Origin of the sequence: Nocardia sp. NPDC050175 (assembly GCF_044459885.1) — a bacterium.
Classification (GTDB): Bacteria; Actinomycetota; Actinomycetes; order Mycobacteriales; family Mycobacteriaceae; genus Nocardia.
In genome coordinates this window covers 137665-150841 of sequence record NZ_JBITJI010000004.1, presented here as the reverse complement: position 1 = coordinate 150841, position 13177 = coordinate 137665, and the positions used below count along the sequence as shown (strand labels likewise).

Genomic DNA, 13177 nt, shown 5'->3' with positions numbered 1-13177 from the left:
TGTTCCCTGGACAGTGGTCGCCGCCGCGCTGATAGCTTCACCACATGGAGATCGAAACCGCTTCTGCCGCCGACGGATCAGTGAACTCGGCGTTCGTGTTGACCTCCGATTTCTACCGTGACCCGCAGGTCGCCTACCGCGCGCTGCGGGAGCGGGGACCGGTCAACCGAATGGTGTTTCCTGATCGCAGCACCGGATGGCTGATCACTGGCTACGCCGAAGTAAAAGAGGCGTTCACGCATCCCGGTATCAGCAAGCGCCTCGGCGCGGACGGCGCGCGGTCGGCCCTCGCGGCCAACAATGCGGGCCACCAGGTCCAAAGCGGTCCATTCGAACACATGCTGGTCTTCTACGACCCGCCCGAGCACACCCGGCTAAGGACCTTGCTCAGCGGAGCGTTCGGCACCCGAGCCGTGCGCGGGCTGGCACCGCGCGTGGCTGAGCTCGCCGATGCGTTACTGACGGAGCTGGCCGCCGCCGATGATGTCGTCGACCTGTTGGACGGCTACGCGGTGCCGCTGTCGATGTCGGTGATCTGTGAGCTTCTCGGAGTGCCCGACGAAGATCGTGGGAGATTTCAGCGTTGGTCGACGGTCATCGTGTCCGGCGAGCACGCGCCGCGCGAGCGGATGACGGCCGCCGCCGAGTTCGTCGCGTACATCGATCATCTCATCGCCGAGCGGACTACCGAACCGGGCGCTGACCTGCTCTCCGAGCTCATCGTGGCAGAGGCGGACGGCGACCGGCTCACTGCCCGCGAACTGCGCAGCATGGTTCTCGTCCTGCTGGTCGCCGGTTTCGAGACGGCTGCGAACCTCATCGGCAACGCGGTGGTCACGCTGTTGTCCGACATCGACTCGCACCAGCGGCTACACAGCGACCCCGAGCGAATTCCCGCGTTCATCGAGGAGGTGCTCAGGCATCGGTCACCGACGAGTGAAACCACCTTCCGCTACACGACTACCGCGATCACCCTCGGCGGCATCGACATCCCTGCCGGGGAGCTGATCGTCTTGTCGGTGGCGGCAACAGGCCGCGATCCTCGTCGATTCGCCGATCCGGAGAGCATCGACATAGACCGATCCGACAACGGTCACCTCGCCTTCGGCCACGGCATCCACTACTGCATCGGAGCGCCCCTGGCCCGCATGGAGGGCTGCATCGGACTGGCTCGCCTGCTGCAGCGGTATCCGGATCTGGAACTTTCGCCGCACTCCGAACCCGAGTGGCGCACAAGCTTTGCCATCCGCGGGCTGACCGCGTTACCAGTGCGTCTACGCCCCTGACGGCCGTCTAGAGGAAGCAGGGGAGCGCACGAGATGGGGGGTGAACGCCGATGGACGACAGCGCTCGGCGGGTGGTCGCGGCCAGGGATTCTGTCCTGCCGCTGATTCCTCGCCCTTGGCATCGCGGCCAGTTCTTGGACGCACTGAGCAATGTGCGAGGGCGCCCGATCTACCTGGTGCCCTTGCCGGCTGTATCGGTAGCCGGAGCGCCTGGCCACGGAACACTGTCCGGGGTCTGGTTGAACTGCGGCGATTCGGACGTGATCGCCTACGACGCCAGAACTACCGAATATCACGCCGATCAGATCATCGCGCACGAAATCGGCCATATGTTGCTCGATAAGGCTGCTGCGGGGGCGGGGTCGATCGGGGGCCACCGGCTGCTGCCGAACATTGATCCCGCAGTTGTCGGGCGAGTACTCGGGCGCACTGATGTGCAGAGTTGCCGGGAGGATGAAGCGGAGCTCTTCGCGAACCTGCTGCTGTTGGAGGTAACCCGTCGGCGGTCACTGCGAGCGCTGCGGGGCACTTCCTCGAATACCTGGGGGCGGGCCGTTGTGGGAGGTGGGGTCAGGGAATGAGGGCGTGCCCCGGTTGTTCATTCAAGTACGACCGTACGTTCGTATTCGCGGGATTTCGTGGAAGAATGGGGAGATGTCCGAGTCCACTACCGCTGCTGACCGGCAGCAAGGCACTGACCAGCGTTTGGCCAAAGGGGCGCGATCGCGGGCTTCGATTGCCCGCCATGCCGCCGATGTGGCGTCCGTCGAGGGACTGACCGGGGTGAGTATCGGCAGGCTGGCCGCCGACCTCGGGCTCAGCAAGAGTGGCATCGCGACCTTGTTCGGCAGCAAGGAGAGCCTGCAGTTGGCCGCGGTCAAGGCGGCGCGTGATGTGTTTCTGGACCAGGTCATCACGCCGAGCCTGGACGAGGACAGCGGCATGCCTCGTCTGCGCGTCCTCATCGATCGCTGGTTCGGCCAGGTTGTCGAGCCCGCCTTTCCCGGCGGCTGCTTCCGGGTGGCCACCATCGCCGAGTTCGACAGTCGTCCTGGCCCCGTCCGTGACGCCATCTCGGCGGACAATCGCGACTTTCTCACCTTCCTGGCCAATGAAATCCGGCGTGCCCAGGAGCAAGGCCACCTCGGTGAACGCAATGCCGACGTGATCGCTTTCGAGCTTGCTGCCGTGATCGGTGCCGCCCACACGTCTCACCAGATGGGTGACGAGTGGGGGGTGGCGACGGCTCGCGCCATCGTCGACAACCTGTTGAGCTGAGTGTCGGTCTCTGCGGACACTTTTCGCCCTGTGTGCCCGGGTTCCTGGCAGTGTTGGCTTGAAAGTGTCCGTGTAGGACGGGTACCCGTCCAGCTACGTGCGGTCAGGCCGACAGTGTGAGCGCGTTCGAGATCGCGGCGTCGTAGCGGTCCCAGACGATGTCGGTGAGCGCCGAGTGCGGGCCGATGACGTCGGCGTGAACTACGCCCGGGGCCGCGGTCACGAGACGGTCGGTGAGTAGGCCAGGCGCCAGGAACCACGGTGCGACGAGGATGTCGTCGGCCCCGCGGGTGCGCAGGCGGGAAATAGCCTGGGGTAGTGACGGTTCGGTGGTCGCGAAGCAGATCTCGGTGAGGTGACCGGTGAGTCTGGCAAGGCGGCGGGCCACGTCGGCGGTGCGGGCGTTGGCGGCGGGGGCGGAGGAGCCGACGGCGGCAACGGCGATACCCAGGCGGCCCAACGGCTCTCGCATCGAGGTGGACGCTTCCGACACGCGATCTCGCAGCGCCGCGATCAGTCGAGCATCAGGGCCGAGCACATCTGCTTGAGTCAGGTGCAACTGCGGATGCCTGCCATGAGCGGCAGTCAGCAGACCAGGCAGATCCACCCGAGCATGGAACGCGTTACCCAGCAACAGCGGCACGACCACAGCATGGGTATGCCCCTGTGCCGCAATAGCATCCACAACCTGCTCAACCGATGGCGCATTGAGATCAAGAAACGCCAACCGCACATCAACCCCCGGCCGCGCAGCCGCAAGGCCCGCGACAACCGCCGCCACCGTCGCCGCTGACCGCGGATCCCGACTACCGTGCGCCACCGCGATCAACGCAGTCCTGCCGTGCATCGGTGCAACCTCGAAGCCGAGCGATGCACCCACGATGTTCAGCAAAGCGGGCGCATGCGGCAGCACTGCTGCCGGAACGGCCGGCTGCGCCGCGATGCTCGCGGCCACTGGCACGATGTCACGCGCCGAAACCGCCGCCGTCGGCAGTGCGTCAGCGCCGCTGCCCGGCGTGGCCTCGATTACCTGTGACTCCATCACCCCGCCCGGCACCGCCTGCGCGGCGACGGGCCGCGTCGCGATGCCGAACGGTTCCGTCATGTCAGACTCCGGTGCCGACTTCTACGGCCGACAGCACGTCGCCGACCAAGCCGGCGGCGAGGGTGTTGCCACCGGACGGATCGATGAGCAGGAAGCTGCCGGTGTGGCGGTTCACTCGGTAGTCGTCGACCGCGAGGGGCTCGGCTACACGGAGGGAGATGCGGCCGATGTCGTTGAGGGCCAAGGAGTCCGGGTTGGGGGCGGCGATCAGGCGCTGTTCGTCGAAGCGTTCGAGGAGGGTGCCGACGATGGCCTGGGTGGTGCGGGTGCCGTGCTTGAGGAGTAGACGTGCACCGGGGTGCAGCGGCTTGTCGCCGAGCCAGCAGACGGTGGCGTCGAAGGTGTCGATGGGCTCGGGGGCGTCGGCGACCGAGGCGATGGTGTCGCCGCGGGAGATGTCGACGTCGTCGGCCAGGATCAGCGTGACGCTGCGGCCGGTCTGCGCGACCGCGAGTTCACCGTCCGGAGTATCGATCCGCTCGACGGTGGTGCGAATCCCGGAGGGCAGCACCACCACTTCGTCGCCCGGCGCGACCGCACCGGCGGCGATCTGGCCGGCGTAACCGCGGTAGTCGGGGTATTCGGCGGTGCGCGGCCGGATCACGTACTGCACCGGAAAGCGAAGTCCCAGTGTGTGATTGCCGGTGCTGTCGGCGTCGACCGGCACCGACTCGAGGTGCTCGATCAGCGAGGGGCCGCTGTAGTACGGGGTGCTGTCCGAGCGGGTGGCGATGTTGTCGCCGTGCAGCGCGGAGACCGGAATCTCCAGCACGTCGTCGTCGGACCAGCCGAGTGTCCGGGTGAGCCCGTTGAATTCGGCGGAGATCTCCGCGAACACGGTCGCCGCGTCGTCGACGAGGTCGATCTTGTTCACCGCGAGCACCAGCTTCGGCACCCCGAGCAGCGCGAGCACCGCTGCGTGCCTGCGGGTCTGCTCGATAACACCCTTGCGCGCGTCGACGAGCAGGATCACCAGCTGCGCGGTCGACGCACCCGACACCGTGTTCCGCGTGTACTGCACGTGCCCCGGCGTATCCGCGAGCACGAAAGAGCGCTGCGGCGTAGCGAAATAGCGGTAGGCGACATCGATGGTGATGCCCTGCTCCCGCTCCGCACGCAGCCCATCCACGAGCAACGAAAGATCCGGCGTGGCAAGACCTTTGTCCACCGACGCGCGAGTAACGGCGTCGATCTGGTCGGCCAGCACGGATTTCGTGTCGTACAACAGACGCCCGACCAGAGTGGACTTACCGTCGTCGACAGAACCGGCGGTAGCCAGCCTCAATAGGTCGGACATCAGAAATATCCCTCTCGCTTACGGTCTTCCATCGCGGCCTCCGACACCCGGTCGTCACCACGGGTAGCGCCACGTTCGGTCAATCGAGACGCGGCCACCTCGGCGAGAATCGCCGCATTGTCGGCCGCATCGGAAAGCACGGCACCGGTGGACGATCCATCGCCGACGGTGCGATACCGCACCGAAAGCGTTTCCAGCGCTTCGTCTTCCCGCGGGCCGCCCCACACACCGGGCGTCATCCACATACCGTCACGCTGGTACACCGGCCGCTGGTGCGCGTAGTAGATGCTCGCCAGATCGATGTCCTCACGGGCGATGTAGCGCCAGATGTCCAGCTCGGTCCAGTTGCTCAGCGGGAACACCCGGACATGCTCGCCCGGCGCATGCCGCCCGTTGTACAGGTTCCACAGCTCGGGCCGCTGCCGCTTCGGATCCCACTGCCCGAAGGCGTTGCGCAGCGAGAAGATTCGCTCCTTCGCCCGGGATCGCTCCTCGTCACGGCGGCCGCCACCGAACACCGCGTCGAAGCGATGCTCGCTGATCGCGTCCAGCAGCGGCACGGTCTGCAGCGGGTTACGAATGCCGTCCGGCCGCTCGGTGAGTCTGCCGTCGGCGAGGTAGTCCTCCACCTTGGCGACATGCAGCCGCAGCCCGTACCGCTCGACGATCTTGTCCCGGAACGCCAGTACCTCAGGCAGATTGTGCCCGGTATCGACATGCAGCAGCGAGAACGGCAGCGGCGCGGGCCAGAAAGCCTTGAGCGCCAGGTGCAGCAGCACAGTCGAATCCTTGCCGCCGGAGAACAGAATCACCGGCCGCTCGAATTCCCCTGCCACCTCACGGAAGATGTGGATCGACTCCGACTCCAGCGCGGCCAGAGTGTCGAAATCCGTAATGCCGAAAGCACGCTCGGTCGTATTCGAGGACTCGCCCAGAAGTTCACTCACAATGGTCTCCGTCATGACTGGTGCAACCCGCATTCGGTCTTGGCGAGGCCGGCCCAACGCCCGCTTCGTGGATCGGCTCCCGGCTCCGGCTTCCGCGTGCACGGCGCGCAGCCGATCGACGGATACCCCTCCTCCACCAGGGGATTGACGAGGATGCCGTGCTGTTCGATGTAGTCCTGCATCTCGTCGTCGGACCAGGCCGCGATCGGATTGATCTTCACCAGCCCGAACGCCTCGTCGAACGAGATGAGCGGCGCGTTGGCCCGCGTCGGCGACTCGACCCGGCGGATGCCGGTGACCCACGCGTTGTATCCGGCCAGCGACTTCTGCAACGGAACAACCTTGCGCAGCCTGCAGCACTCGCCCGGATCACGTCCGAACAAGTCCTTGCCGAGCAACTGATCCTGTTCGGCGACAGTGTGTTCCGGTCGAACGTTGATCACGTTCACCCCGTACACCGCCTCGACGGCGTCCCGGGTGCCCATGGTCTCGGCGAAGTGATAGCCGGTATCCAGGAACAGCACGTCCACACCCGCATGGACCTGCGCGGCCAGATGAACCAGCACGCCGTCCTGCATGTTCGAGGCGACGATGTATCCGGACCCGAAATGCTCTTCGGTCCACTGCAGCAGCTCGAGCGCGGACGCGTCCGTCCCGAGGTCGGCGGCGCCCTTTTCCGCGATGGCCCGGAGCTCGTCCTCGGCCAGTTTCGCCACCAGTTCGGTTGTCACAGTTGATCTCCCATCACGTGCCCGGCGCAATCGAGGCTCATTTCAAATCGGCCTCGTCGGCACGAACGGCCCACTGTGCGAACCGTTCGCCATCCTCGCGGTGCTTGGTGAAGTTGCGCACCACCCGCTCGATGTAGTCACCGAGCTCGTCGCTGGTCACCTTGTGCTGACGCAGCTTTCGCCCGAAGGCGCTGTCGAAGCCGAGGCTGCCACCCAGGTGAACCTGGAAGCCCTCCACGTGATTCCCGCTGCCGTCGTCGACCAGCTGGCCCTTGAACCCGATGTCGGCGATCTGTGACCGCGCGCACGAGTTCGGGCAGCCGTTGATGTTGATGGTGACCGGAACGTCCAGCTGCGCATTGAGATCCGCGAGTCGCTCCTCGAGTTCGGGCACCAGCACCTGCGACCGCTTGCGCGTCTCGGCGAAGGACAGCTTGCAGAACTCGATGCCCGAGCAGGCCATCAGGTTTCGCCGCCACAGCGACGGACGGGCCTGCAGCCCAAGGGGTGCCAGCTCGTCGATCAGCGCGTCGACCTTGTCGTCGGCGACGTCGAGCACGATCAGCTTCTGGTACGGCGTGAACCGGATCCGGTCCGACCCGATCCGCTCGACCGCGTCGGCGACCTTGGTCAGGATGGTGCCCGACACCCGGCCCGCGATGGGGGAGAACCCGACCGCGTTGAGCCCGTTCTTCAGCCGCTGCACGCCGACGTGATCGATCGGCTTGGTCGGCTGCTCCGGCGCGGGGCCGTCGATCAGCTTGCGCTTCAGGTACTTCTCCTCGAGCACCTCGCGGAACTTCTCGATGCCCCAGTCCTTGACCAGGAACTTCAGTCGCGCCTTGGTGCGCAGGCGGCGGTAGCCGTAGTCGCGGTAGAGCGACACCACGGCTTCCCACACATCCGGCACCTCGTCGAGCGGCACCCACGCGCCGACCCGTTGCGCCAGCATCGGATTCGTCGAAAGCCCGCCGCCGACCCACAGGTCCAGGCCCGGCCCGTGCTCGGGATGGTTCACCCCGACGAACGCGATGTCGTTGATCTCGTGCACCACGTCCTGCTGGCCCGAGATCGCGGTCTTGAACTTGCGCGGCAGGTTGGAGTACTCCTTCTTACCGATGTAGCGGCGCACGATCTCGTCGATCGCGGGCGTCGGATCGATGATCTCGTGCAGCGATTCACCAGCCAGCGGCGAACCGAGCACCACCCGCGGGCAGTCGCCGCACGCCTCGGTGGTCTTGAGCCCGACCGCTTCGATCCGCTTCCAGATCTCCGGAACGTTCTCCACCTCGATCCAGTGGTACTGCACGTTCTCGCGGTCGGAGAGGTCCGCGGTGTCGCGGCCGAACTCGGTGGAGATCTGGCCGAGGGTGCGCAGCTGCTCGACGGTCAACGCGCCCGCGTCGCAGCGGATGCGCATCATGAAGTACTTGGCCTCGAGCAGGTCCAGGTTCTCGTCGCCGGTCCAGCTGCCGTCGTAGCCCTGCTCGCGCTGGGTGTAGAGACCCCACCAGCGGAACCGGCCGCGCAGATCGCCCTTGTCGATGCTGTCGAAACCCTGCTTCGAGTAGATGTTCTCGATCCGGGCGCGGACGTTGAGCGGGTTGTCGTCCTTCTTGGACTGCTCGTTCGGGTTCAGCGGTTCGCGATAGCCGAGTGCCCACTGGCCCTCCGCCTTGCGGCGCACCGGCTTGGTGCTGCGGGCGCGCGGCGCGGTCGCTGCGGCTTCGGCGCGCGGGCGGTCGGGGCGGACGCGGCGCTCGGAGGCGGGCCGGTCGGGGCGCGTGTGGTGGCCGGGCCGGGATTCGGGGCCGGACTGGTCGGTCGCACCGGCGTCGGTACTCGACGTCATAGGGGTCGCTCCTGCGGGGGTTATTGATATCCGTGCTGGTGGCGCCAAGGGGGACGGCAGCTGGCGGAGCCAGCGGGGTGGGTAGGCGCTGGGCTGACTCGCACCTGCGGTGTCAGCGGACCGATGAAGTCGAATATCGGGATCGCCGGGAAAGACCCGGGGATGGGCGTCGCTGAGCTACCGAGGGGATTCGGTCAGACAGCAGGCACTACAGACGCGCTTGTAGTCGACGTGGCGACGTGCCACAAGTCGTACTCCCGATGCGCGCATGGAGCCTATTGTGCCACCTCAGCGGCGGCCTTCCGACGGGGTGTCCGTATTTTCCGCACTTTTGCGGGAAATCCCCTGGACCGTTGACCTGATATGTGACGCCAGTCATAGATCACCCCGCGAGGGTGGCGGTTGATAGGCCGAATCCAGCCGAAGTGAGACGCGCCACGTTCGGCCGCGCGGCCATCGCCGAGGTCCTGCCCGGTGATCGTTCGTCCAGATCACATCGCGGCAGCGGGTTGTCCGAAGCTGGTCGGTGTTGGAGAGCGCAGATTTCGGCTGCGGCGCCTGCCCTCGGCTGCGGGATCATTCGTCCAGCCCCATCGCGGCGGTGGGTCGCCCGGGGGCGGGTGGGTGGAGGGGGACCTGCACACTAGAGGGGTGAGTTCACCTGCGACTATCCCTGTCGGCACCGAGATGTCCGGACCGGTGCTCGGTGACTTCGGGGGCGGTCCGTTCGGGATCTATGTGCACGTGCCGTTCTGCGCGACACGATGCGGATACTGCGATTTCAACACCTACACGGCGGGCGAACTCGGCACCTCCGCGTCGCCGCAGTCCTGGCTCGAAGCGCTGCGGGGTGAGTTGGCCACGGCGGCACAGCAGTTCGCGGCGCTACCGTCGGCGACGCCCGAGGTCGCGACGATCTTCGTCGGCGGCGGTACACCCTCGCTGCTCGGCGGTGACGGGCTGGCCGCGGTGCTCGACGCTGTGCGCGCGAACTTCACTCTCGCCGCCGGCGCCGAGGTGACCACCGAGTCCAATCCGGAATCCACCTCGCCGGAGTTCTTCGAGCGACTCCGCGCGGCCGGCTTCACCCGAATCTCGCTTGGCATGCAATCTGCCGCCGCCCACGTGCTGAAAGTGCTCGACCGCACGCACACTCCCGGTCGCGCAGTCGCGGCTGCGAAGGAAGCCCGCGCCGCAGGGTTCGATCACGTGAACCTCGACCTGATCTACGGCACCCCGGGCGAACGCGACGGCGACCTCGACGCCAGCCTCGACGCGGTGCTCGACGCGGGCGTCGACCACGTCTCCGCTTACTCCCTGATCGTCGAGGACGGCACCGCACTGGCCCGCCGCGTGCGCCGCGGCGAACTGCCCGCCCCCGACGACGACGTACTCGCCGCCCGCTACGAACGCATCGACGCGCGCCTCGCCGCCGCAGGCTTGACCTGGTACGAGGTATCCAATTGGGCCGCAAGCGAGGCCGCGGCCTGTCGGCACAACCTCGGCTACTGGGATGGCGGCGACTGGCTCGGCGCCGGGCCCGGCGCGCACAGCCACGTCGGCGGCGTCCGCTGGTGGAACATCAAACACCCCGCCCGCTACGCAGACCGCGTCACCGACGGCGGCCTCCCCGCCGCGGGCTGGGAAACCCTCACCCCCGACGAGCGCTACACCGAACGCGTCATGCTCGCCGTCCGCCTCCGCACCGGCCTACCCCTCACCGACCTCGACCCCATCGGCCTGGCCGCCGCCGACCGAGTCATCGCCGACGGCCTGGCAACCCGCACAGCGGACCACCTAGTCCTCACCGACCGCGGCCGACTCCTGGCCGACGGTGTCGTACGCCAGCTCCTCGTCCCCTGACCGGAAAAATTACGACGGGATCGGTCGTGCGGGAGTGCCGGGCGACTCGTTCCCGCGCGCATGTGACGCAACGCTCATCGCACACCGGCTGGGTCGCCACGGTGCCGCGGCCGGACGCGAGACGATCACCGCAACTTCCGTCGGCGTCAAGTGGGCTCGGCTCCTCCGGGGCGTCCGCAACCGCCCCACCACCGGGGCGAGTGTCCCAGCTATCCCCCGGTCGACCCGCCGGGCCGGCCGCTCGGTTGCCGGGTCTGCGCCGCCCGACCGACCCTGTTCAGCGAACTGCTGGGTTGGTTCGGCTGTCGCGGAGCGAGCCCGCCTTGTAGGCTTCGATCAACCCCAAGGAGATTCATGTCCCCGGCACGACACATCACCCTCATCCACGAACCGGGCGAATTCGCCGAGGCGCGGGCAAATGAAAAGGCCGAAACTGCGCGACAGAGCGCGGTGGCCGCACGCACCGTTGCCAGCTATTCACAAAATGCCGATGATTGCCAGTCCCTATTGGCGATGCTCGGCTTGGACGCACTCGCCGGCAAGCAAGCCAGGGTCTGCGACTAGTAGAAACCTCCCCGCCATTCGCGGGGAGACCGCCCGTCCGCGGTGCGCGAGCGCCGGGTGCGAACGGGTCACGAAAATCCCAGCGCCGCGCGATCATTGAGATCGTGCGGTGTCTGCTGTCCGGACGCGTCAGCTGGTCCGGACCCGCTCCAGCCGCTGACTGATCATTCCACTGCCCGCCGCAGTCGCGCAGATCGTGTACAGCGCCGTCCCAGGAGGTTTTCGTGTCGAATCCCACCGCACGTCCGGTCGTGTTCATTCACGGACTATGGATGCACAGCAGTAGTTGGGGCGCCTGGCTCGACGCGTTCGACCGCGCGGGCTATCAGACCTTCGCGCCGGGCTGGCCGGGTGACGCCGAAACCGCCGACGCCACCCGCAAGAACCCGGACGCGCTGAACAATCGCGGCATCGGCGAAGTCACCGAGCATTATGCGAAATTCATCGCCGACTTGCCGACGCCACCCGTGGTCATCGGCCATTCCTTCGGCGGCCTGATCGCGCAGAAACTGCTCGGCTCGGGTTCGGCCGCCGGATGCGTCGCGATCAACCCCGCCCAGTTCCGCGGCGTGCTGACCTTGCCGTTGGCCCAGGTCAAGAGCGTGCTACCGGTGCTGAGCAAGCCCTGGCTGCGTGGCAAGACGTGGTCACACACGCCGGAGAGCTACCACCGCACCTTCGCCAACGCGATCCCCCGCGAGGAATCGGACAAACTGTTCGCCACCCACGGCATCCCCGCTCCGGCCCGCCCCCTGTTCCAGGCGGGCCTGGCCAATTTCGCGCCGAACAGCGAGGCGGGTGTCGACACCAAACGTGAGCGCGGCCCTCTGCTCATGCTGGCCGGCGGCCGCGACCGCCTGGTGCCGGAAGCGACAGTCCGCTCCGAATACAAAATTCAGCGCAAGAATCCCGGCGTCACCGAACTGGTCGTGTTCGCCGATCGTGGCCACTCCATGCCCGCCGACCACGGTTGGCACGAAATCGCCGACACCGCACTGGATTTCCTGACCAAGCAGAACCTCCCCGCCAGTCTCACCGCCTAGCCGATCGAGATCGCGGTGCTTGTCGCGCACGGTGACATGATCAGCTCACGCCGATCGCAGCATTCGGCGCGGCCCGCATCCCGGATGGGGTCCCCAACAGCGCGTAGACCTGCCGAAATCTCAGCCGAACGTCTACGCTGACGCATCGCACGGCCTGCGCGGCGAGTTCGAGCAGACGTCCATTGCCGACCTGCTGGACCTCCTCGCGCACCGACCGGCCGCGAAACCCGACCCGACAGGACAACCATGCACCTCACTCGCACTCTGCGGGCAGCCGTGGCGGCGGTGGCGATCACTGCCGCGACGACCTTGGCGGCCATTCCCGCCGATGCCGCACCGCTCCCGACCATCGTGCTCGTGCACGGCGCCTTCGCCGACGCCACCAGCTGGAACGGCGTCGCCGCCGCTTTGCGTGAGCAGGGCTATCGCGTTGTGACACCGGACAATCCGCTGCGCGGTCCGGCCTACGACGCGGCCGCCATCCAACGCACCCTCGACACCATCTCCGGACCCGTTGTGCTGGTCGGCCATTCGTACGGCGGTGCCGTGATCAGCAACGTGCACGACCCGAAGGTCGAATCCCTGGTCTACATAGCGGCTTTCGCTCCGGTGCAGGGTGAGCCCGCCCAGCTGCTGCTCGACCCGATCCGCTTCCCCGGCAGCCAATTGCTCCCGCCGGTCCTGCAACTCGGCATCGTCGACGACCCCACCGGCATCGCGGGCAAGAACCTCGACGGCTTCGTCGCGCCCGACAGCTTCAATGCCGTCTTCGCCCAGGACGTCAGCCCGGCCACCGCCGCCGACATGATCGCGCACCAGCACTCCATCGCGATCGCGGCCAACCTCGAACCCTCCGGCGCACCCGCCTGGTCCGGTACGCCCAGCTGGTACCTCGTCTCCGCCGCCGACCGAGTGATTCCCCCTGCCTCCCAACGGTTTATGGCGAACCGCATGGGCGCCCACACGAGCGAGGTGGACTCGTCGCACGCCTCGCTGGTCTCCCACCCCGCCGAGGTCGCCGCGGTAGTAGCGGCAGCCGTCCCACGCTGACCAAGGCCTAGACCCGGACCTTCGCCGCGCCGCACCCGCGCTCCGTGCGGCGCAGCGAAGGCCGCACCGCCCCGGTTTCCCATGGGCGCTTCGCCCCGCCCGGAAGGGGCAGCACGGCGCATCTGGGGCGGGGGAGGGCGCATAATTCGGGGTGATCACGA

The 13177-nt window shown here is 67.1% G+C and carries 13 protein-coding genes; 7 read left to right on the top strand and 6 right to left on the bottom strand.

What is annotated here, in order from left to right; all coding sequences use genetic code 11:
• The first annotated feature begins 44 nt into the window (after nt 1-44).
• The 3 genes from ACIBK2_RS15205 to ACIBK2_RS15195 all read left to right on the top strand — a co-directional run bounded on the left by ACIBK2_RS15205 (nt 45) and on the right by ACIBK2_RS15195 (nt 2564).
• Nucleotides 45-1286 carry a cytochrome P450 gene (locus tag ACIBK2_RS15205; protein WP_396967540.1) on the top strand — a complete coding sequence of 414 codons (1242 nt, stop codon included), beginning with the start codon at nt 45-47 and terminating at the stop codon, nt 1284-1286.
• A gap of 50 nt (nt 1287-1336) precedes the next feature.
• Nucleotides 1337-1867 (top strand): hypothetical protein, encoded by a 531-nt coding sequence (locus ACIBK2_RS15200; protein ID WP_396967538.1) that lies wholly within the window; start codon nt 1337-1339, stop codon nt 1865-1867.
• A gap of 73 nt (nt 1868-1940) precedes the next feature.
• Complete coding sequence (locus ACIBK2_RS15195; protein ID WP_396967536.1) at nt 1941-2564, top strand: TetR/AcrR family transcriptional regulator; 624 nt, start codon at nt 1941-1943, stop codon at nt 2562-2564.
• A 103-nt stretch (nt 2565-2667) separates the two neighbouring features.
• Here the strand turns inward: ACIBK2_RS15195 and ACIBK2_RS15190 are convergent, their stop codons facing one another.
• The 6 genes from ACIBK2_RS15190 to ACIBK2_RS15165 all read right to left on the bottom strand — a co-directional run bounded on the left by ACIBK2_RS15190 (nt 2668) and on the right by ACIBK2_RS15165 (nt 8766).
• Nucleotides 2668-3411, bottom strand: coding sequence for a sirohydrochlorin chelatase (locus ACIBK2_RS15190; RefSeq protein WP_396968460.1), 744 nt, complete (start codon nt 3409-3411; stop codon nt 2668-2670).
• A gap of 259 nt (nt 3412-3670) precedes the next feature.
• Complete coding sequence (locus ACIBK2_RS15185) at nt 3671-4966, bottom strand: sulfate adenylyltransferase subunit 1 (RefSeq protein WP_396967534.1); 1296 nt, start codon at nt 4964-4966, stop codon at nt 3671-3673.
• Nucleotides 4966-5928 carry a sulfate adenylyltransferase subunit CysD gene (gene cysD, locus ACIBK2_RS15180; protein WP_396967532.1) on the bottom strand — a complete coding sequence of 321 codons (963 nt, stop codon included), beginning with the start codon at nt 5926-5928 and terminating at the stop codon, nt 4966-4968. The genes ACIBK2_RS15185 and cysD overlap by 1 nt, the downstream gene beginning before the upstream one ends.
• Nucleotides 5925-6644, bottom strand: a complete 720-nt coding sequence (locus ACIBK2_RS15175; RefSeq protein ID WP_396967530.1) for a phosphoadenylyl-sulfate reductase — start codon at nt 6642-6644, stop codon at nt 5925-5927. Before ACIBK2_RS15175 ends, cysD begins: the two co-directional genes overlap by 4 nt.
• A 37-nt stretch (nt 6645-6681) precedes the next feature.
• Entirely contained in the window at nt 6682-8496 is a 1815-nt protein-coding gene (locus ACIBK2_RS15170; RefSeq protein ID WP_396967528.1) for a nitrite/sulfite reductase, read from the bottom strand.
• Nucleotides 8497-8673: 177 nt separating this feature from the next.
• Nucleotides 8674-8766: an Ms4527A family Cys-rich leader peptide gene (locus ACIBK2_RS15165; RefSeq protein WP_357382870.1), complete on the bottom strand. Its 93-nt coding sequence runs from the start codon at nt 8764-8766 to the stop codon at nt 8674-8676.
• A gap of 417 nt (nt 8767-9183) precedes the next feature.
• Between ACIBK2_RS15165 and hemW the strand changes: the two genes are divergently transcribed.
• The 4 genes from hemW to ACIBK2_RS15145 all read left to right on the top strand — a co-directional run bounded on the left by hemW (nt 9184) and on the right by ACIBK2_RS15145 (nt 13016).
• Nucleotides 9184-10359, top strand: a complete 1176-nt coding sequence (hemW, locus tag ACIBK2_RS15160) for a radical SAM family heme chaperone HemW (RefSeq protein WP_396968458.1) — start codon at nt 9184-9186, stop codon at nt 10357-10359.
• A gap of 354 nt (nt 10360-10713) precedes the next feature.
• Nucleotides 10714-10923: a hypothetical protein gene (locus ACIBK2_RS15155; RefSeq protein WP_107654883.1), complete on the top strand. Its 210-nt coding sequence runs from the start codon at nt 10714-10716 to the stop codon at nt 10921-10923.
• 224 nt (nt 10924-11147) lie between these two features.
• A complete protein-coding gene (locus ACIBK2_RS15150) occupies nt 11148-11966 on the top strand; it encodes an alpha/beta hydrolase (RefSeq protein ID WP_396967525.1) in 819 nt (272 codons plus the stop codon).
• Between the two features lie 246 nt (nt 11967-12212).
• Entirely contained in the window at nt 12213-13016 is an 804-nt protein-coding gene (locus ACIBK2_RS15145; RefSeq protein WP_396967523.1) for an alpha/beta fold hydrolase, read from the top strand.
• Nucleotides 13017-13177: the final 161 nt, after the last annotated feature.